Origin of the sequence: Algoriphagus faecimaris, assembly GCF_900101705.1 — a bacterium.
Lineage (GTDB): Bacteria > Bacteroidota > Bacteroidia > Cytophagales > Cyclobacteriaceae > Algoriphagus > Algoriphagus faecimaris.
Genome location: NZ_FNAC01000049.1, coordinates 1 through 20,250, shown reverse-complemented (window position 1 = coordinate 20,250; position 20,250 = coordinate 1). Strand labels below are relative to the sequence as shown.

At 40.9% G+C, this 20,250-nt stretch carries 16 protein-coding genes and 1 tRNA gene; 6 read left to right on the top strand and 11 right to left on the bottom strand.

The features are described from left to right. Nucleotides 1–23: 23 nt before the first annotated feature. The 8 genes from BLQ57_RS18530 to BLQ57_RS18495 form a co-directional block, all read right to left on the bottom strand. Nucleotides 24–782, bottom strand: coding sequence for an SDR family NAD(P)-dependent oxidoreductase (locus tag BLQ57_RS18530; RefSeq protein WP_087941109.1), 759 nt, complete (start codon nt 780–782; stop codon nt 24–26). A gap of 58 nt (nt 783–840) precedes the next feature. After that, a complete protein-coding gene (locus tag BLQ57_RS18525; protein WP_087941108.1) occupies nt 841–1,245 on the bottom strand; it encodes a response regulator in 405 nt (134 codons plus the stop codon). Beyond that, on the bottom strand, nt 1,229–2,245 hold the full coding sequence (locus tag BLQ57_RS18520; protein WP_087941107.1) for a PAS domain S-box protein: 1,017 nt from the start codon (nt 2,243–2,245) through the stop codon (nt 1,229–1,231). The genes BLQ57_RS18525 and BLQ57_RS18520 overlap by 17 nt, the downstream gene beginning before the upstream one ends. Before the next feature lies 1 nt (nt 2,246). Further along, nucleotides 2,247–2,687 (bottom strand): response regulator, encoded by a 441-nt coding sequence (locus BLQ57_RS18515; protein ID WP_087941106.1) that lies wholly within the window; start codon nt 2,685–2,687, stop codon nt 2,247–2,249. After that, a complete protein-coding gene (locus BLQ57_RS18510) occupies nt 2,684–5,062 on the bottom strand; it encodes a PAS domain-containing protein (RefSeq protein ID WP_087941105.1) in 2,379 nt (792 codons plus the stop codon). Before BLQ57_RS18510 ends, BLQ57_RS18515 begins: the two co-directional genes overlap by 4 nt. A 5-nt stretch (nt 5,063–5,067) precedes the next feature. Next, nucleotides 5,068–9,012 (bottom strand): PAS domain-containing protein, encoded by a 3,945-nt coding sequence (locus BLQ57_RS18505; RefSeq protein ID WP_087941104.1) that lies wholly within the window; start codon nt 9,010–9,012, stop codon nt 5,068–5,070. A gap of 61 nt (nt 9,013–9,073) precedes the next feature. Then, nucleotides 9,074–10,150, bottom strand: coding sequence for a Gfo/Idh/MocA family protein (locus BLQ57_RS18500; protein WP_087941103.1), 1,077 nt, complete (start codon nt 10,148–10,150; stop codon nt 9,074–9,076). A gap of 10 nt (nt 10,151–10,160) precedes the next feature. Continuing rightward, complete coding sequence (locus BLQ57_RS18495; protein ID WP_087941102.1) at nt 10,161–10,736, bottom strand: peptidylprolyl isomerase; 576 nt, start codon at nt 10,734–10,736, stop codon at nt 10,161–10,163. Nucleotides 10,737–10,901: 165 nt separating this feature from the next. Here BLQ57_RS18495 and BLQ57_RS18490 point away from each other — a divergent pair, with 165 nt between their 5' ends. Beyond that, nucleotides 10,902–12,209, top strand: a complete 1,308-nt coding sequence (locus BLQ57_RS18490; protein ID WP_240507870.1) for a GAF domain-containing sensor histidine kinase — start codon at nt 10,902–10,904, stop codon at nt 12,207–12,209. Nucleotides 12,210–12,265: 56 nt separating this feature from the next. Here the strand turns inward: BLQ57_RS18490 and BLQ57_RS18485 are convergent, their stop codons facing one another. Then, nucleotides 12,266–13,393, bottom strand: a complete 1,128-nt coding sequence (locus tag BLQ57_RS18485) for a 1-acyl-sn-glycerol-3-phosphate acyltransferase (protein WP_087941101.1) — start codon at nt 13,391–13,393, stop codon at nt 12,266–12,268. An 86-nt stretch (nt 13,394–13,479) separates the two neighbouring features. Continuing rightward, complete coding sequence (locus BLQ57_RS18480; RefSeq protein WP_087941100.1) at nt 13,480–14,334, bottom strand: alpha/beta hydrolase; 855 nt, start codon at nt 14,332–14,334, stop codon at nt 13,480–13,482. Between the two features lie 150 nt (nt 14,335–14,484). On the opposite strand from BLQ57_RS18480, the gene BLQ57_RS18475 reads away from it, so the two are divergent. Continuing rightward, nucleotides 14,485–15,543 (top strand): AI-2E family transporter, encoded by a 1,059-nt coding sequence (locus BLQ57_RS18475; protein WP_240507869.1) that lies wholly within the window; start codon nt 14,485–14,487, stop codon nt 15,541–15,543. Nucleotides 15,544–15,668: 125 nt separating this feature from the next. On the opposite strand, the gene BLQ57_RS18470 is transcribed toward BLQ57_RS18475, so the two are convergent. Further along, nucleotides 15,669–15,742, bottom strand: a tRNA-Pro gene (locus tag BLQ57_RS18470). A 193-nt stretch (nt 15,743–15,935) separates the two neighbouring features. On the opposite strand from BLQ57_RS18470, the gene bla reads away from it, so the two are divergent. From bla to BLQ57_RS18450, 4 genes are all read left to right on the top strand, one after another. Then, complete coding sequence (bla, locus tag BLQ57_RS18465; RefSeq protein WP_087941098.1) at nt 15,936–16,661, top strand: subclass B1 metallo-beta-lactamase; 726 nt, start codon at nt 15,936–15,938, stop codon at nt 16,659–16,661. An 89-nt stretch (nt 16,662–16,750) separates the two neighbouring features. Continuing rightward, nucleotides 16,751–17,236: a TlpA family protein disulfide reductase gene (locus BLQ57_RS18460; RefSeq protein ID WP_087941097.1), complete on the top strand. Its 486-nt coding sequence runs from the start codon at nt 16,751–16,753 to the stop codon at nt 17,234–17,236. Nucleotides 17,237–17,240: 4 nt separating this feature from the next. Then, nucleotides 17,241–17,846, top strand: a complete 606-nt coding sequence (locus BLQ57_RS18455) for a thioredoxin family protein (RefSeq protein WP_087941096.1) — start codon at nt 17,241–17,243, stop codon at nt 17,844–17,846. 391 nt (nt 17,847–18,237) lie between these two features. Continuing rightward, the gene (locus BLQ57_RS18450; protein WP_169712803.1) at nt 18,238–19,341 is read left to right on the top strand and encodes a serine hydrolase domain-containing protein; all 1,104 of its coding nucleotides are present in this window, start codon (nt 18,238–18,240) and stop codon (nt 19,339–19,341) included. Nucleotides 19,342–20,250: the final 909 nt, after the last annotated feature.

The window sequence follows — 20,250 nt, the reverse complement described above, 5'->3', positions numbered from 1 at the left end:
TTATTGATTAATATAGGTTTAGGTTACATTTTAAGCCCCATAAATCCACCATCTACCGTAAAATTGGCACCGGTGATAAATGACCCTGACTCACTCGAAATGAAGTAGGCCATTTCAGCGATTTCCTCAGGGGTCCCCATTCTTCCTATGGGTTGAGTGGCCGCTAGTTTTTCAAACATCTCTTTTTCTTTACCTGGATAATTTTTGGATAGAAAATCATCCACAAATGGGGTATGGACTCTCCCAGGGGAGATACAATTGCAGCGAATATTTTGGTCTACATAGTCACGGGCTATACTTAAGGTCATGGATAAGGCAGCACCTTTGGACATGCTGTAGGCGAAGCGGTCGGGTATTCCAATGGTAGCGGCGACAGAGCACATATTCAGAATAGAGCCACCTCCGTCGGCGATGAGGGAGGGGAGGGTGGCTTTGGTACAATTAAAAATCCCTTTGATATTGACTTGAAAAATTCTGTCAAAATCTTCCTCACTGGTGTTTTCTACCTTGCCGATATGAGACACACCGGCATTATTGATGAGCACATCGAGTTTAGAAGGAATTTGTTCGATTAATTTTTGAAGAGCTACAAAATCTGTGATGTCTCCATGAAGAAATTGTGCCTCATGCCCCTTTGCTTTTAACACATTGATCAACTGCTGTGCTGCAAGTTCATTCGTATCGATAAAGTAAACCCTGCTATTTTCATTTGCAAATTTTCGGACCATGGCGGCACCTATACCACTTGCACCACCAGTAATGAGAATAGTTTTGTCTTTCATAAGGCTTGAGTCAAAAGGGAATTTAGCAGAACTCAAGTTAAAAAATGATCAGTGGATTTTATGCTTTTTCGACTTTTTCCTCGATGTTTTGAAGGATTTCTTGTACTATGGAGTAGGTGATCGGTTTTTCGAAGAAATTGATCACATTAGGATGACGCTTGGCCATGTTTTCATTATTAGAATCTACCGATGAGGTGATCATGATGATTTTGGAAGGGTCCTCTGTTTCTTCAATCACAGAAAGAAAATCCCAACCTGTCATATCTTTCAGGTTGATATCTACCAAAAGGAATCGATCTTCCTTACGAGGATATTTGGCCAGGTAGCTGAGCGCATTTTGACCGGATTCAAATCCCCTGATGGTTAGGTTGGGTGCGGCTTTGATAAACATCCTCTCGAGTATCATCAGAAGGATCTCATCATCATCTACCAAAATAAGCTCTATGTTATTTTTCGTCAGCATAGACAATGTTTTCTGATTTTTTACTGATATCTCGAATGATTTGATCTAGTTCTTCAGCCGATTTCTGAATGTACTCCATGATTTGTTTGTTTTCCTCTGCCAATTCCACGTCCATAGTTTCTAGGAGGTTGATTAATCCCATCATCCGGGCGAGTGGAGCTCTGACGACATGAGATTGAATCCAGGCGATTTCTTTGAAGGTTTTATTTTGGGTTTCTATGGTTTGGATATGTCTTATTTTATCCGTGATATCATTGGCGACTACCATTTTGGCTTTCCTATCATTGAATAGGATAGGGGCGGACTCGATTTCTACATCCAAGATCTCGCCTGTTTTGGTGATGTGTTTGAATAGATTCGAGTAGACTTCTTTTTTTTGGTTTTGGCCACTGAGATAATTTTGAAGCTTAGGTATTTCTTCGCTGGGACGGATATCAGTGATGGTCATCTGTTTGAATTCCTTCTCGGTATATCCATACTTGGAGATTGCTGCTTCATTTACGTCTAAAAAGGCCAGTGAGTTTTCGTCAAAAACCCACATCGGTGAGGGATTCAGGTGGAAAAGTTCACTGTAGCGCTTCTCAGAGTCTTGTAGGTCTTCGATGTAGCGATTACGCTCTATGGCATAGATGACACTTTTATAGAGGAAGGGTGGGGTAAGTTCATCCTTTAGCAGGTAGTCCGATATACCTAAGGATAAGGATCTAATACTAAATTCCAAATCTGAAAAACCAGTCAAGGCAATGACTGGAATACCTTTTGAAAGTTGGATAATTTCTTTGATCAAATCCTCCCCTGAGTGATCGGGAAGAGAAAGGTCTAAAAATACCAAATCGAAATTTTCCTCACCTTTTAAATTACTTTTAGCTTCCTCGAATGTGACTGCGTGAGTAGTATGTGGATCTAGGATATACTCGGACAGGTATTCTTCTATTAGCACATAATCTCCAAGATTATCTTCGATGATTAGGAAATTATAGTTTTTAGCGTCTTTCCGCATATCAGTCTTTTTTAGGGAGTTTTACGATACTAAACCAAAATTCCTCGATTTTAGAGACAATCTTCAAGAAATCATCCACGTCTATGGGCTTGATGATATAGCAGTTGGCATGCTCACTGTAGGCCTTGAAGATGTCCATCTCCGAGGAGGAGGTGGTTAAGACTATGATGGGTATTTGTTTAATCTTGGATTTGTTTTTGACTATTTCTAATACTTCGTGTCCGTTTTTCCGGGGAAGATTGATGTCTAGTAGAATTAGGTCAGGCAATGTCTCGGGATTTTCTTCGGCTATTTTTTCCAAATAAGAAATTGCAGCTTCTCCGTCCCTTTTTACGATTACCTCATTTTTGAGCTTGGCCTCTTCCAGAGCATCCAAAGTCAAAACTATATCTCCCTCATTATCTTCGATGAGTAATATCTTAATAGGCTCTGATTGTATCATTTGGGTATGGTAAAGAAAATCTTGGTTTTTTCATTTGGGGTGGATTCTGCCCAGACTTCACCACCATGCTGATTTACAATTTTTTTGCAGATGGCTAGCCCCATGCCAGTTCCGGGGTATTTTTCTTTGGCATGTAGCCTTTTTAGAACTTCGAAGACGGTCTTGAGATAATCCTTTTCTATGCCTATCCCATTATCCTCTACCGAAAATTGACAAAAATTTTCAAATTCTTCACCTTTTATTCGAATAATTGGCTTTGAATTTTCTTTGGTGAATTTTAAAGAGTTGCCAATTAGATTTTGGAAAAGCTGTTTAATGGGTACTTTTATTGCAAGAATATCCGGTAATTTCTCCACGATGATTTCGGCATCTTTCTCTTGGATTAGTTGCTGATTGAGTTGAATCACATCACTGACTATCGCATGGGTATCTAAGAATTCCTTGTTTTCTGGATCAAAACCCATTCTAGAATAATCCAATAAATCTCCGATCAGGACACTGAGTCTCTTGGCCCCATCAATAGCAAAATCAATGTATTGCTGACCTTTGGGGTCAAGCTTGTCGGCATATTTTTTCTGTACCAATGCCATAAAAGAGCTAATCATCCGAAGGGGTTCTCGCATGTCATGGGAGGCCACAGAAGCAAAAACCTTCAACTCAGTGTTGGTGGCTTGCAGTTTGACATTGAGTTGTTCGAGCTCCTCCTCGCGTGCTTTCTTCTCAGAGATATCTATATGAGTACCAAACATCAGCTCCGGCTTGCCATCGATAGTCCAGCTAAATACCCTTCCTCTATCCATGACCCAAACCCAATGACCATCTTTGTGCTTCATTCTGGCTTCACACTGATAGAAAGGGGTTTTGCCATCAAAATGAGCCTGCAGAGCTTCATTGGAGCGGTTCAGATCCTCAGGGTGAACTATTTTCCCCCAAGTATCAATACTAACGGGCTGAAGCTCTTCTAGTCGAAAGCCAATAATATTGGCCCATTCTTCATTGAAAACGGTCTCTCCTGTCTGTATATTCCACTCCCAAGTACCTGCTCCTGTCCCTTCGATGACTCTGCTGAGACGACTCTTTTCTTTTTCAAGTTCGAGTTCGGCCAGCTTTCGATTGGTGATTTCCTGAATAGCCCCAATCATCCTTACGGCTTTTCCGTTTTCGTCGCGAATGATGTATCCATTATCAATGATGAACCGATAATTGCCGTTTTTATCTTCTACCCTGAATTCAAACTGCCAATGCTTGGAATCACTCTCTAGCGTCTTGAATAGGTTTTTTTGGACAAACTCTCTCTCGTCGGGGTGGATCAGTCTAACCCAGAAATCTGGAGAACTGAGCTGATCTTCTTTCGAGAAACCCAAGACTTTTTCAAAATTATCCGCTCGGTAGATTTTGTCTGTAAGCAAGTCCCAATCCCAAATTACATCTGAAGTGGCCATCGTGGCATATTCAAAGCGCTCATTGGATTCGATTAAATCTTGGGATTGCTCTTTGATTTTCTGAGTAAGCAGGGCGGGCTGGGCTGCAAATCGGTATGCCAAAAATCCAAAAAGCATGGCAGAAACTAATCGGATTAACAGTAGAGGCGAAAATTCCAAAATGGGGAGGACGTTGATTTGAGAAATACTGATTTCCCAATTGGCAATGGGCAGGTATTCTATTACAGTGATCCCTTCTCCCTGTTTGATGTCAGGGTGTGAACTGTAGAAAATATCCCCTTCAGTATCATTAATGGAGTCTAGTTTTTTTATTTGTATTAATGTGTTTTCTATACCGCTATTTTGAAAAGTGGTATAGTCAAGCAGTTGATCTAAGTAAATAATGGCAGCGGCAAAACCTTTGAATTCTTCATCTGAATAAATCGGTATTCTGCCCACGATCCCAATTCCGCCTTGTTTCAAATCAATCGGTCCGGCAAAGTAGACATCTTTTCTTTTGATCGCTTCCAGTGCTTCATCTCTAGTCTTATCATCTTTGAGGATATCGTAGTTGAGTACGGTTTCATTTCCAGGAAGTGGATAGACTGCTGTGATTTTTCCACTATCCAAAACCTGGACAATATCCACATAGGGATGGCTTTCCATAATTTGTTTGCCGGCCTCCTCAAAGTTGCTTTCGATTTGGTAATTTTGCGAAAAATAAGCTAGGGTTTTGATCGCACCTGTAGCATCGGAAAAAGCCGTGTTGATTTCCCTGCTTGTCTCTGTCAGCTTGGCGTTCATCTGTTGGCGAAAATTGGATAGCCTGAGCTGATACTCCGTGTAGGTGATAGAGCCTGATATTAAAATAAAAATAAAAAACACACCGAATCCGACTGCCTTAGGATAGGAGTAGAATAGCGATAGGATTCGGTTTTTATACAACTCACTCATAGAGTTTAACTTGGTTTTTTGATGGAAAAGTGGAAGGAGCTGCCTTCTCCGAGGGTGGATTCCGCCCAGATTTTACCTCCGTGCATCTCTACGATCTTCTTGCAAATAGCAAGCCCAATTCCCGAACCTGGATATTGCTCTTTGAGGTGAAGCCTTTGAAAAATAATGAATATTTTTTCCAAATAGGCTTTTTCCATTCCTATGCCATTATCATGAATACTAAAAAACCAGAAGTCATTATCTTCTGTGAAGTTGATTTTAATCTCAGGTGCTTCCCCATTTCTTCGGTATTTGATAGAATTAGAGATAAGGTTATGAAAAAGCTGAATCATGGCGCTCTCATGTCCAAGAATCACGGGGAGCTTGTCCATTTCAATTGTAGCGTGACTTTCCCGAATAGATTTTTTATTCAAAAGGGAAACTTCCTCCATTATTTTGGGCAAAGAGACCCAAGTTTTGACTTCCGATGTATTGCGTAGCCTAGAAAAATTTAATAAATCCAAGATGATATCACGCATTCGCTTCGCACCATCCACTGCAAACCGGATGTATTGTTTTCCCTTATCATCGAGTGTGTTGTCATACTTCCTCTCGATCAGTCCTAAGAAACTGGAAATCATCCGCAAGGGTTCTTGTAGGTCATGTGAAGCCACATAGGCAAACTGTTCTAGCTCTTTATTGGATATTTCTAAATCATGATTTGCACTCATCAGTTTTTCATTGAGCGATTTGAGTGATTCTTCATAACGCTTTCTGTGGGATATATCTTGGATAGCTCCCACCATTCTTAGTGGTTTTCCCTTTTCGTCTCTGATGATCGTTCCTTTGTCTACTACATAAATGATGTGAGATTTATTGATTATTCTATATTCTGACTCAAAAAAGGTTTCTTTAGGATCATCCAGCAATTTAAAAAGGTTGCTGTGCACATGTTCCTTGTCTTCAGGATGAATGGCGTCAAGCCAGCGGTTATGATCTTTTTGAAGCCCAGCTACCTCTTCACCCAAGAGTTTATTGAATCCTGTACCCCAGTAATGCTCCTCTTTGACAATATCCCAGTCCCAAATAGCATCGTGGGAGGCATTTGAAATGATGGTAAATCGTTCATTGAATTCTGCGATTTCTTTTTCTGCTTCTTTTCTTTCTGTAATGTTTTGTATGAATATTGATAAGCCTTTTTTCTTTGGGTAAACTGAAACTTCCAGCCAGGCATTGATCCAATTATCAAAAGTTTCAAAACTTATTGGAGTTTGTGATTCTAATGAGGCGTAGAGATTTTTTCTGAAATCGGGGTTTTCATTTTTGCCTACTACCTTCCATAAATTTTCTCCGAGAACCTTTTCTCGAAATAATCCTGTTAGATTTTCTGCTTGATTATTCCAATAAGTAACGGTGAATTCTTGGTCCACTGAATAAAAGGCATCACCAATACTTTCTAAAATGTTGATGTTGTTTTCTAGGGCATCTGCAAGTCGGTCAAGATTTTCCTTTCGCTCTATGGCAAAGGTGAGATTGGTGATGATAGATTGGATATAGCCTTTCTCGTCTTCCGTCCACTTACGCTCCTCAAAGCAATCATCAAACCCAATATGTCCTAAATACCGGTTGTTTACAAAAACTGGAATATTGATCAAGGACTTGATTCCTTGTTCGGCGAGAATTTGCCGTGTAGCTCCCTCAGCTTCTCGAGTGATAATAGTGAATGGCTTTCGCTGCTGTATATCACGTAACAAGAGTGGATGATCCTTGATCGGAATAGCTTGGTAGTCAGGATTGTCGATCTCAGCGCTTACTTTGCCATTGGTCCATTCATTATCTTGGCGTGCTACCAGCTCGCCCGACGGAGATTTGACGATTCTAAAAAAATAGGCCCTATCTGCTCCAATGGTCCTGCCCATAAGTTGAAGGATCCTGTCCATGACATTTTCCCAATTTGAAGCTTCTAGTAAGGCCTGAGTAGTATCAGCTGTTGTTTGGATAAATCTTGTCTTCTGGAGAAGTTCTTCTTTTCGAAGTTTATCTTTGGTGATGTCCTGAAGGGCTCCCACGATACGGATGGCTTGGCCGGATTCATCACGCTGAATCGTGGTGTTTTCTTTGACATAGGCATAGCTACCGTCTGCCTTTTTGAATCGATATTCACCTTCCCAGTTTTTGACATTTGGATCTTTTCGAGCCGCTACAATCGTCTTCATGATACCCGGTAGGTCTTCAGGGTGGACGCAACTATCCCAGAACCCCTCGTTGACATATTCCATTTCCTTTGGGTATCCAAAGAGGTAGTGGTAGCCCTTGCCCCAGAAGATTTTTTTTTCAAGAATATTCCAATCAAAAATTGCATCTGTGACCGCCTGAGTTGCCAAGTGAAAGCGCTCATTACTATTTTTGAGCGCTTGCTCAGCCCAATAGCGATCGGTGTCATCCAATACCGTGGAAATCATCAAATCTTGCTCGGGCAGAGGAATGTTTTTTGCGGATACGATGCGTTTTTCTCCTTTTTCTGTGGTGATGGTCACTTCCTTCCAAGCCATTCGCTCAGGATCTCCAGACTTCATATCTTCCATGATTCTACTTACCATGCTTGCCCGGTACTCTGGATCTGGGTAAATAGCCTTAAAAAAGGTATTCACATCCTCTAACACGGAGCCTGGCCAGCCATAAATAGCTTCAAAAGCCGGATTAATATAAGTGGTTTCACCAGTACTGATTTTATTTACAGCGATCCCCAAAGGAAGATTTTTCAGAGTGGCCTCGATGAATTCATTTCTTTGAATGAGTTGGAGTTCGATTTCACGCTGCTCTGTGATGTCTTGAACTGTCCCCCGAAGGGATCGTTTTTTAGTACTGGGGTCCTCACAGAGTTCACCTCGTTCATGAACATACTTGACTTGGCCCGAGGGTAGTAGAATCCGGTGACTTTTGTCAAGTTTGATTTTTCCCTTCAAGGCTTCATTTTGATGAGCTAGAAATTCATCCTTATCCTCAGGGTGAATCGTCTGCTCAAAAAGTACGATGTTGGGCTGAGTAGAGGGGTCAATTTCCCAGATATTGTAAATTTCATTGGACCAGAAAATATCAAAACTTTCAAGGTCCAATTCCCAATAGCCTATTTTACCTATCGATTGGGCTCTGTGTAATCGATCCAATACCTCCTGCGTCTGATGCTCCTCTTGGAGCTTCGCTGAAATGTCTCTTGCGATCAGAAAAAGTACTTGATTATCCCTATCTACTGAAATAGACCAACTGAGATGAACGTGTCTCCCGTTTTTTCTTAAGTATCGGTTTTCAAATTCATCAACTTCTTCTCCTTCACGAACTTTCATGGAAGTCTGCATCGTTTTGGCCAAATCATCCGGATGCACCAACTCCTTCATTAAAGTCCCTATCAATTCTTCTTTTTGGTACCCTAGAATCTCAAAACAGGAGTTGGAAATATTCACAATCTTGCCATCCCAGCTTAATTCTACAATCAGATCTTTGGTTGTTTGGAAGATACTGTGAAGTCCTCTACTCTTTTGGTTGGTCTCAAGTTCTAAAATTTTTTCGGTAGTGATATCTTTGAATACCCCGAAAAGCTTGATGGGTTTTCCTTCCTCGTCTTTTTCTACCACTCCTTCGGAGATCACGTACCTTATCTCACCATTGGGCCTTACTATTCTTTTCTCTACTTTATAATTCTCTCCTTTTTCAAAAGAATTGCCATAAGCTTTTTCTGCTCGGTCTCGATCATCAGGATGAATACTAGAAAGTCCTAATTCAGTACTCGCTTCTGTGGTCGATGGATCTAAACCCAGTATTTCAAAAAACTGATCAGACCATCTGTTTTCTCCCGATTGTAAATCCACTTCCCAATGGCCAACTTTTGCGATTTTTTCGATGGCATGGATTAAGCGTTCCAATTCTTGGATAGATTTTAATCCTGTGGTGTTGGTTTTTGGTTGATTAGACATGCCTATGAGCGGAGGTGTTAGACAAAAATAAAAGAGAGAGTGATCGTTATAGTTACATAGCTTACTCTAATTCGATGATTTTCCCCGTTTTTACGGATTCATCGCAAGCAAAGGCAATTTTCAAACTGTTAAGCGCATCCTGAAGATGATCTGTCAAGTCAAGGTCTTCCTGAATCGCCTGTAGGAAATAGGCCTGCTCCCGATCGCAGAGTTCTTGATGCCCAGGCTCATCTTTCATATCTATCCATTCATCTTCCTTGACAAAATTGTTTTTGTTGTCAATTTCTGCATGGTGAACACGTATGGATTCGGTCTTGGTATGTGAGTCTACATCATCGGATTTTCCTGTTGCCCCGGCATCTTTGGCTACGATAGAAACAGCCCCTTTTGGTCCAAAAACATCCTTGACAAAAAAAGCGGTCTCAGATATCATCGGTCCCCAACCAGCTTCATACCAACCTACAGAACCATCCTCAAAACGGATTTGTAATTGGCCATAGTTATAATTGTCCACGGAGATGTCTTCTGTAAGTCTAGCTCCTATAGCGGATACGGTCAGGGGTTTGGATCGTGTCATTTGGCACATGACGTCTATGTAATGCACGCCACAGTCTACGATCGGGCTTAGGCTTTTCATTAGGTTGCGATGGACATCCCACATGAATCCATGGCTTTGCTGATTGAGGTTCATTCGCATTACCAATGGTTTGCCAAGTTTTTGAGCCTCTTCGATAAATCGAATCCAAGAAGGATGATGCCTCAAAATATAGCCTACGACTACTTTTTTATTCTCTTCTTTGGCTTTAGCAATGATATTTTCGCAACCGATCACGGTGTCAGCGAGCGGTTTTTCAATGAAAATATGACAACCGGCTTCCAATGCCTTGATCGCAAAGTCTTCGTGTGTATCCGGGTAGGTAGAAATACAGACTGCATCTGGCTGAGTACTTTCCAGAGCAGCCTCATAATCATCAAAAAGTGGGTAGTTGGAAGCTAATTTTTTATTGAGTTTATTTTTGCTTTCTCCCCGTGAGACGAGACCGCATATTTCAAATTCTGCCATATGATGGTAAGCAGTGGCATGGGAGGCCCCCATGTTTCCACATCCCACTATCAGTATTCGTATAGGTTTTGCCATAGACTTTGACTTAGGGGTTTTTTAGGTTTTCGATTTCACTCTTTTCTAAATATATGATTTCGATTTTCAATTTCACAGGATTTAAAGGCATATCCTGATTATCTCTGTCTAATTGGACAATTTTGTCCACTATATCCATTCCCTTGATGACATTTCCAAAAACAGTATAGTCTCCGTCCAGTCTGTGCAGGCCATTTTTATTTTGGACAATGTAGAACTGGCATCGTGCAGAAAGTTTATCAGGATTATCATCTCTCCCTGCACCAACAGCCCCATAGGTATGAGTTAACTCAGAATGAAACTCGGGCTGTAGTAAATATTCAGGATCATTAAACCCCTCGGGAGTATCCGGGCAACCACCTTGAGCGACGAAATCGGGAATCACACGATTGAAGGTTAAGCTATCCCAGTAGCCCGCTTCCGCCAGTTGGGTAAAACTAGCCTGATGCTCCGGAGTACGAGGGTCAAGAAAAATGTAAATCTCCCCCAGTGGGGTGGTTATTTTTCCTACTGCCTGCTTTTCTGGAATATTACCAGATAATGATAGAGTTATAAATAAAATGAAAGATTTGATGAATATTGTCATAAAAATTGCGAGATTTTGTGAAATTGAATAAATAGGGGGTAAATCAAGAGTTTCTGGTTTACTGCTGAAAGTTAAAATAAAAATCAATATGTCGTCCCATTGGCAGGGAATCCTGATTCAAGCCCAAATCAGTCCTTAAAGTCAACATAAGACCGCTTTCAATCCATGATGTGGATCCCTCTTTCCACTTCTAGACTTGCACTCGGCGGTGAAAACAAAAACTCTTATTTTTTATTTAATCATCCCAAAGAAATAATAAAGTATATGAATCCAATCCCAGAAAATGAACTCGAACGATTGCTGAAGTTATCAGAATTAGATCTAGACTACACTGGACTAAAGCTTTCCTTTCAAGACCTAACTAAGCTGGCGGCTAAAGTAGCAGGAACGGATATTTCCCTGATCAACCTGATCGATTCCTACACACAATGGAGCATTGCTTCATTTGGTATCGATGTGGAGCAGATGCCGAGAGAAGATTCGGTCTGCCAGTATACCATCGCTGTACCCGAAGAAGATCATGGATTTGAGGTCAAAAATTTAGCTGCTGACGATCGGTTTAAGGATAAGTTTTTCGTGAAAGATGATCCTCATCTCCGTTATTATTTTGGAGTGCCACTGAAGATAGCTGAAGGTGTTAATCTAGGTGCGCTCTGTGTCCTAGACAAAGAGTATCAAGATATCACTCCGGAAAAACGTGAAATGCTGGAGCTGATTGCAGGAGAGGTGGTCAACCGAATCAAAATCCAATTTGCCATCAGTCAATTGCATGGGAAGATCAAAGAATCCAATAAGGTAAAAAACCGTGTGGCCCACGATATACGAGGACCTATAGGAGGGATTATTGGTTTGGCCGAAATCATTCAGCTGCAAGGAGATGCCAATAAACTTGAGGAAGTGCTCGATTTTATCAAGTTGATTCAAAAAAGCGGCAAGTCTGTGTTGGAATTGGCAGATGAGATTCTCTCTCAGGACTATGGCAAGGACAATAAAAAGCTCCCTACAGACCAAGAGTTTACGATGGGTACTTTGAAGCAGAAGTTGGAAGATATGTATTCGCCCCAAGCCCTTTCTAAATCGGTACGTCTAGAGGTCAGCTACAAAGATGACAATGCAGACATCCCTTTTCCCAAAAACAAGCTGATGCAGATACTAGGGAATTTGATCTCAAATGCACTTAAATTCACTCCTGAGGAAGGTGTAGTCTCCGTGACGATGGAAATGGAAGTGCTGGATCAGGATAAAATCCTTCGCTTTGAAGTGTCGGATAATGGAGTGGGGATGAATGAAGAAAAAATCAAAGAGATCACCGATGGAAAAGCAGTGAGTACTCAAGGAACTCAAAAAGAGACGGGTTTTGGCTTTGGATTAAATTTGGTATCTCATCTGATCCAAGGACTCAAAGGAAAACTGGAGATAGAATCCGAGAAAGGTAAAGGAAGTAAATTTAAGGTAACTGTACCGTTGAAATAAAGCTAATTTATCTATTACAAAAACGGCTTCAATTGAGATATTGAAGCCGTTTTCGTTTATTTTAGTTTTTGCTTATTGATAACAGGATAGGCATACATGGAGAGAAAACTTTCAAGTTCCTCGGGGCTATCTCTTTTGATTTTCTCTTGAATTCGCTTTTGAAAATCTAGTTTTTCTGTCTCAGTGTAATGACTTTTATGCTCCTCGGATTTTTGCAGTAAGTCACAAGCGATGTAGTTACTCGGCCACAGTTTGTAGCCTTTCCAGATGGTCTGATCGATCAATTCAGTGAGTAGGGATAGTTTTTCGCCCTGATTAGTTTCACTTTGGGCGATGGTTTGGATTTCCTCATCCATTGTACCGTTGACTTCGATGTGAATTCTCTTTTTGGTGCCCATAATTCCTCTGAGAAGATTTAGGAAATCCTCATTCTCGCTTTTGATATATTTTTCTTGGCGGGATTTAGCTAGCAGCTCAGGTAACTTTAAAATATCTGTTGGGTCATATTCGTATGAAATAGAGACCGGTACCAATTTGATCTTTTCAAAAAAACCAAAGGGATTGTCTCCCTCTTCTGCCAGCGTGAGCATTTTCAAGACCCCTTTGTGGGTGATGTCATTTCCATCTTTTGTTCGGCCTTCCCTTTGAGCAGTCCATACAGAGCGGTTTTCCTGCAACAAAGATTTGCGGATATAGGCTGAGACCATCTGGGAGCTTTCCAGTAGGGCTCTTCCTGTCAAGCCTCTACGAATAGCGAAATTTCTATTGAGTCGCGAAAGCGTATGGAGGAATGGTTTTTTGATCAGATTATCACCTATCGCTGAGGTAGTCATCACCAGTCCCTTTTCAAAAAGGCAGGCATTGAGTAGGGAAGTGTCTAGTATGATGTCTCTGTGATTGGAAATGAACAAATAGGCCGTATTAGGCTCTAATTTTTCAAATCCACCCGTGCTTAGGCCGTTGGAGCTTTTTTCCAAGACCCGCATCAAACCCGGATAGATAAAATTGATCTGAAAGTCTCTGAGGGAATGCGTATGTCTCAGCAGGTCCTTCCAGCGTTTTTCTCTGTCATCCGGGAAGGAAAAATTCATCATGGCCTCAAGCATGGGATCATCAATGATCTCAAGTAGAGCCTTGTTGGCTTCCGCGTCGTAAAAAGGTCTTATTTGGTCAAAATTTGGCATAGGAGGTGATAAACTGTTCGCAAAAAGCAAAAAATCGCTCAAAATGTGAAAGATTTGTGCTTTTAGCTTAGCGTGTAAATTGGTAATTAGTCCCTTTTCAAGTACTTGTCAAAAAACAATAAATGTACAGGGAGGGCTTCGGTCCAATACTGCCAAGTATGTGCCCCAGGTCTTTCGATATACTCATGGGCTGTCTCGTTGGCTAGGAGTAGCTGATGCATCTGTCGATTGGTTTCAATCAAAAAATCATCCACTCCGCAATCGATGATCAGCGCGAGCTTATTTTCTTTCATCTTATCGGTCAGCCCTACAGCTGTGTAGGGATTGAATTCCGGGGCTTCGTAGTTGAGGTTTTCCCCCAGCATTTCTTGCTGTCCTTTCAAACGAAGTGTTCGGAAATCCTCAGGAACTTTCCACATCCGTGTGTCAATATTCATGACTCCACTCATACTGCCTGCTGCTATAAAAAGATGTGGGTGCTTGGCAGAAAGCATAATCGCTCCATGTCCTCCCATGGATAAGCCGGTGATCGCTCTTGATTCCTTTTGGGCTAAGGTCGGGTAGTTTTGGTCGACTTGGGGAATAAGCTCCTCGATCAGGTAGCTTTCGTACTTTACACTATCCATCTCCGGGCTATCGTAGTAGTAGCTCGCAGGCCCCACGCCAGGAGTGACGATGATTAGCTTGTATTCTGTCGCCATCCGCTGTACTAGGCCCGGTTCGGTGACTTTCTGATGCCAATCATTAAAGGCGCCACTACCTCCGTGAAGGAGGTAAAGTACAGGGTAATTTTTATCTTCTTTTTGATGACCTTCAGGAAGGGTGACAGCGGCTTTTAGCTCTTTGGCCATAAACTTACTGTACACTGCTATGGTGTCGGTTTTTCCTTGGGAAAATCCGAGGGTAGGAAGGAGTAAGGCAATTAGGAATATTTTTTTCATGAGGTCTGGGTAGGTTAAGCAGCTTGAAAAATAGAAAATAATTTGAAAAAACTAAGGTAAGATTATATCATTGGAATTTTTGGGATTGGACAAATTCGTATCTTCCTACTTTAAAAAGTTCTTATGGGTATTCTTCAGAAAACTTCCTTTGTGCTTATTTCCATCGTTTTGGGAGCTATTGTCCTTAGAGAGGGGTCATTTCTAATAGTTCCTTTGGTTTGGGGTGTTTTTTTTGCTTTTTCACTCAATCCCATCTCCAATTGGTTTGAAAAATACCGATTTCCTCGACCTTTGGCTATTGTTTTTAGCATACTCTTGGTGAGTTTGGTGGCATTTGGGATTTTTTATGCTCTACTAAATCAAATGGTGGGGCTTATCCGTGATATTCCCGAAATAGGCGAAAGCCTAGAACAAAAAGTAAGTATTTATCTAGAAGAGCTGTCTGAAGTATTTGGCAATGAGCTTTTGAAGGATAGGGATAAAAGTGAACTTCTGAATATTTTCAAGCTTGAAAATATCAATTCCACCCTCTTTGCAACAGGGAAGTCCCTAACTTTGGCAGGGATTATTCCGCTTTACATTTTCTTGCTGATGTATTACAAGGATTTTTTTGTAGAGTTTCTTATTCGTTTTTCATCCAATCATAAAGAGCGGGTGCTTCAATGGGCCACAGATTCAGGTAGGGTTATTCAGCTTTATTTGAGTGGAATGATTCGTGTCACTGGAATTGTAGCGGTCTTAGCTGGTTTGTTTTTTTACATCATCGGGGTGAAGTACTTTCTGCTGTTTGCTGCCTTCATTGCGATAATGAATTTGATTCCCTACGTCGGAGTTTTTATTTCCTCCTTTTTTGCGATTCTCTATGTTTTTTTGACTACAGATAATATGGTTTACCCCTTAATGACGTTTGGAGTTTTATGGGGGATTCAGCTACTGGAAAATAATATTATCACCCCGCTTATTGTGGGCTCTCAGGTCAAGGTCAATGCCTTGGCTGTGATTTTGGCCATTCTTCTTGGAGGCTGGCTGTGGGGGATCTCGGGTATGGTTTTGTTTATACCTCTTGTAGGCGTTTTGAAAATCACCCTTGAGCGGACTAAAGGGTTAGAGCCTTTTGGCTATCTTTTAAGTGATGATCTGCCGGAAGATTCCTCTTCAGGCTGGAGCTTCAAACGGATATTTTCTAAATCTGAAAAGGGAAAGGATTAATAGGACCAAGGCCAAATTTAAAATCGAACTTAAAACCTTGCCCAAAAAGGAACGGTGGTTAAGGCAATGAAGAACGAATTTGATTGGGGAGATTGCTAAAAATAAAAGCAAAAAGAATTAAAAAGTCGGGGTGGCAGGATTCGAACCTACGACCTCCTCGTCCCAAACGAGGCGCGATACCGGGCTACGCTACACCCCGAAACTTTAATTCTAATGATTCGCTTTATGAATCAATACCAATTAGGAAAGAAGCTCTTTGCTCTAATCGGAATGCAAATGTAGGGAATAAATTGAAATATTGCTGATCCATAACTTTAATAATTTGAATTTTTTGTTTTCAATAGTTTTGTGTTTGCTCTACCTTTCATGTCAAGGTTTAAAATCAGGAAATTATGAGCCGTTTTTTTCTTTCTCTCTTAGTCCTCTTCACTTCGGGTTTGTTTGCACTTGCTCAAAAAACTGAGATTAGCAATGATCGGCTGGAAATAATCAGGCTGAGTGAGCATACCTTTCAGCATATCACTTTCCTAGAGACAGAGACCTTTGGTAAGGTTTCCTGTAATGGATTGATAGTGGTCAGCGAGGAAGAAGCTTTGGTCCTGGATTCTCCTGCTCAGGAGGCGGATGCTGAGCTTTTGATCCAATGGATTCAGGAGGAATTGGGCCTTCAGGTAGTTGGTGTAATTGCCACTCATTTTCACGAGGATTGCTTGGGAGGATTAGAGGCTTTCCATCGCCTTGAGATCCCATCTTATGGATCTAGCCTTACTCGCTCACTTGCCGAAAAACAGGGTTCAAGTATCCCTAAGCTGGGTTTTGACAGGTTGCTGAGCTTTAAGTTGGGAGATTTGGAAGTAAGGACTCAGTTTTTTGGAAAAGGCCATACGGTGGATAATACGGTGTGCTTCATAGAAAAAGATCAAGTGCTTTTTGGGGGCTGTCTGGTCAAAGAATTAAATGCTAGCAAAGGAAATCTAGCTGATGCAGATACCCTCTCTTGGACGTCGACGATCGAGTCGATCTTAGAATATTACCCAATGGTACAAGTGGTCGTCCCCGGTCATGGAAAGACAGGGGGAAAGGAGCTTTTAGAGTATACGGCTAAGCTTTTTAGGTAATTGGTTACTACAGAATTTTTGACAAGTGGTTAAACTCTAAGGGATTAAGCTCGTTTTAAAGGTATTGATCTTTATCAAATCAACTCTTTATGCACTTGTTAATCCTTGCCTTTTGGTTTTTCTTCAATTCTCATTTTCAAATGGATTTGAACCCTGGGCCGGAAGAATTTAAAATCATTTCTTTCGAAGAGTTTGAAGTCTTGATGCATCAGGAGTCTTCAAACCTTAAAGTCTTTAATTTCTGGGCAACTTGGTGTGCGCCTTGTGTTAAAGAAATGCCCTATTTTGAGAAAGCTCAAGCTGAGCATCCTGAGATTGAGTTAATTTTTATTTCTATGGATGACGGCAGAAAACCTGAACGGGTGACCGACTTTATTGAAAAAAGGTCAGTACAAGCTCCAGTTTACCTGTTGGATGATGTGGATTACAACAAGTGGATAGACAAAGTAAGTACAGATTGGTCGGGAGCAATTCCTGCTACACTTTTTATTCAGCCGGATGGTACGCGTCACTTTGTAGAAGGAGAGTTGGAACCGGATGAACTTGAATCCTTAATTCAAAAACTTAAACCTTAAAATCATGCAAAAAAATCTATTCGGAGTCATTGCCTTTCTACTTTTTGGTACACCATTGCTTTTTGCTCAAGGTTATCAAGTAGGAGATGAAGCAAGGGATTTTAATCTCCCCAGTGTGGATGGTAAAACTATTTCACTTACTGGAATGGAAGAAGCTAAAGGCGCAATAGTAATATTTTCTTGCAATACCTGTCCTTACGTGGTTGCCTACGAAGATCGAATGATTGCTCTTCATGAGGAGTTTGGCCCTAAGGGATATCCGGTGATTGCGATTAATTCCAATGATGAGCAAATCAGCCCTGGAGATAGTTTTGAGAATATGAAAAAAAGGGCTGAGGAAAAGGGTTTCCCATTTCCTTATGTCTATGACAAAAGCCAAGAGATTATTAAAGCCTATGGAGGTACCCGTACGCCTCATGTCTATTTGCTAAATAAGGAGGAAGGGAAATTTATCGTCAAATACATCGGAGCTATCGATAATAATTACCAGGATGCTGCGGCTGTGACCGAACACTATGTACAAAATGCTGTCAATGCGTTAATGATGGGAGAGGAGATAGCCATGAACTTCACTAAAGCGATCGGATGTACAATCAAGTGGACTAAGTGATCAATTGTAATCTTTTTTTTGCCAGAAAAGTGTCTCGGATCGGGGTACTTTTTTGGTGAATTGGTAAATAGCTTATTTCAAAAAGCCCTTTTGCCTTCAGGTTTACCTTTTTGGGAAGAAGCCTTTGAATAATTTTCGTTTTTATCTTACTATCGAACTACTATTGTTTTAAAAATCAATAGTATACAGTAAAGATGGATGGGTCAAAAACTCATATTGACCTTAATCTTAGCTGAACTTTGGTCCAAAATGAGTTTATCGTATTATCAAATGCTTCTAAAAAAAGTTTATTTACTTTTTGGAAAGATTACCGAAACGCATTTGAATTACCTTGGCTTGTGATTAAACTTCAAGAGGTGAAAAGATGTCTAATCGCAATAATAGACTGATTATGAGATATTCAATACTATTGGTTTTAGCTTTTTTACTTTTTTCTTGTGAGAAGAAGGAAGATCCTATCATCAACTCACCTAATGAACCTACCCTTTATTTTCCACCTTTGAATTCTCAAGAATGGGAAAGTGCCTCCCCCGATGAATTAGGCTGGAACCTATTAGAACTAGATGAATTATTGAGGTATTTAGAGCGGAATAATACCCGGGCATTTATAGTTTTGAAGGATGGGAAAATCATAGTAGAGGAGTACTTTGGAGATACCATCCTTGGAACAGCAGCTTTTGGTCGAGACTCGCAATGGTATTGGGCTTCTGCAGGAAAAACACTCACATCTGTCCTAGTAGGTATTGCTCAGCAAGAAGGTTTTATAAACATTGAAAATCCTACTGCTGAATACCTGGGTGAGGGTTGGACCAGTTTGTCACCTGATAAAGAACAGTCGATCAAGGTGAAAAATCAACTGACTATGACCACAGGTCTAGCTTATGATGAGGCTGACCTTAACTGTACACTTCCTGCTTGCCTTGCTTATAAATCAGATGCGGGGCAACAGTGGTTTTACCATAATGCGCCTTATACCCTTCTCGAAAAGGTGCTTGAGAATGCAACTGGTAAGGAATTGAATGAATATACTGATCTAAAAATCGAGTCCGCGATAGGAATGAAAGGACAATGGATTTCACAAGGATATAACAATGTATATTGGAGTTCGGCAAGGGATATGGCACGGTTTGGATTGTTGATCCTCAATAAAGGAATATGGGTCAATAAAGAGGTGCTTTCTGATTCGGATTATTACCAGCAAATGATTTCAAGCTCCCAAAACTTAAACCTTTCTTATGGGTATTTATGGTGGCTAAATGGAAAAGAATCCATTATTTTCCCAGGACTACCAAATGCTGTTTCTACCCAGTTATCAGAAAATGCCCCCGACGATTTATTCGCCGGAATGGGTAAAAATGGGCAATTTGTAGAGATCGTTCCGAGTCAAAATCTTGTAGTCATCAGAATGGGGGAGGCTCCGGATGATTCACTCGTGCCCATTTTATTTCATAACGAATTATGGGAGAAACTGAGCTTAGTTTTAAGAATTGATTAAGGCTTTCAGCTGCCGAATGTAGGCTTAAACTGAAGGGAAATTAATTACAGCCTTTTTTGAAAATTGGAATAGGTTTTCGGTTCTAGAAAATAGGTTTCTTCCCTCACTTCATGTTCAGGAGAGGCTCAGTGCACTTTTCAATTGCTTTCCCCATTTACAATCAAGTAATGTCAAGCACCTCATTAGAGCCATTTGACTCTTCACAGACCGCACTTTTCTGAAGGAAGGAGCTTAAAATTTACCCACTGTTCCTCGGAATTTGCAATTCCGAGGATAGATCATAGGATTTGTAATCCGTATTAAAGAAAAATCGCTCCCTCAGCGCTTGCCAAAATCTAAATTCATTATTGGTAATAAATCATTCTATATTATTCTGGGAATGGGTTCCAATCAATTTTTGTCTTTGGCCGCCGTGAGTAGCCTCACTCATGGCTCTACTGCAAGATTGGAATAACCACTATAAAATTTAATCCCTTGGAGGGTCTTTTCGGAAATTAGCTCTTTAAATTTCATCTTCCTTCTCGGGACAAATCGGAGCTTTTTGTGTTGAATTAGGTGCTAACCTTGTCGCTTATCCGTAGCTTCGAAGGAGCGCAATTTTTTATCACCGTGGGTGTGAACCCACGGATAAGAATCTATAATTATCCCAAGAACCCTAAAAAGGCCAAACCCAACTTGGTTTCTGTTGCCGCAGGTAGCTTTAGATAAGAACAGAAACGCCTACCAAACTCTTTAACTTCAATGCCTCTGGGCCAAGGCTACTCCGCCTTTGCCCCATACATCCTGTAGGTGGCACTCGGAAGATGGCTGGAGCATACTTGGGGTAGTGCTGGAGCTGGTACACAGAAACAAAGGGGTATCCCTAGCTTTGGCATTGATTTAATACCTGTGGATCAAAAGAGCGAGTAG

Coding starts and splice junctions, on each gene's coding strand:
- BLQ57_RS18515 (WP_087941106.1), bottom strand. CDS start 2,687: ATGATACAATCAGAGCCTATTAAGATATTACTCATCGAAGATAATGAG.
- BLQ57_RS18450 (WP_169712803.1), top strand. CDS start 18,238: ATGAGATATTCAATACTATTGGTTTTAGCTTTTTTACTTTTTTCTTGT.
- bla (WP_087941098.1), top strand. CDS start 15,936: ATGAGCCGTTTTTTTCTTTCTCTCTTAGTCCTCTTCACTTCGGGTTTG.
- BLQ57_RS18485 (WP_087941101.1), bottom strand. CDS start 13,393: ATGCCAAATTTTGACCAAATAAGACCTTTTTACGACGCGGAAGCCAAC.
- BLQ57_RS18460 (WP_087941097.1), top strand. CDS start 16,751: ATGCACTTGTTAATCCTTGCCTTTTGGTTTTTCTTCAATTCTCATTTT.
- BLQ57_RS18505 (WP_087941104.1), bottom strand. CDS start 9,012: ATGTCTAATCAACCAAAAACCAACACCACAGGATTAAAATCTATCCAA.
- BLQ57_RS18530 (WP_087941109.1), bottom strand. CDS start 782: ATGAAAGACAAAACTATTCTCATTACTGGTGGTGCAAGTGGTATAGGT.
- BLQ57_RS18480 (WP_087941100.1), bottom strand. CDS start 14,334: ATGAAAAAAATATTCCTAATTGCCTTACTCCTTCCTACCCTCGGATTT.
- BLQ57_RS18490 (WP_240507870.1), top strand. CDS start 10,902: ATGATGTGGATCCCTCTTTCCACTTCTAGACTTGCACTCGGCGGTGAA.
- BLQ57_RS18510 (WP_087941105.1), bottom strand. CDS start 5,062: ATGAGTGAGTTGTATAAAAACCGAATCCTATCGCTATTCTACTCCTAT.
- BLQ57_RS18455 (WP_087941096.1), top strand. CDS start 17,241: ATGCAAAAAAATCTATTCGGAGTCATTGCCTTTCTACTTTTTGGTACA.
- BLQ57_RS18500 (WP_087941103.1), bottom strand. CDS start 10,150: ATGGCAAAACCTATACGAATACTGATAGTGGGATGTGGAAACATGGGG.
- BLQ57_RS18495 (WP_087941102.1), bottom strand. CDS start 10,736: ATGACAATATTCATCAAATCTTTCATTTTATTTATAACTCTATCATTA.
- BLQ57_RS18520 (WP_087941107.1), bottom strand. CDS start 2,245: ATGCGGAAAGACGCTAAAAACTATAATTTCCTAATCATCGAAGATAAT.
- BLQ57_RS18525 (WP_087941108.1), bottom strand. CDS start 1,245: ATGCTGACGAAAAATAACATAGAGCTTATTTTGGTAGATGATGATGAG.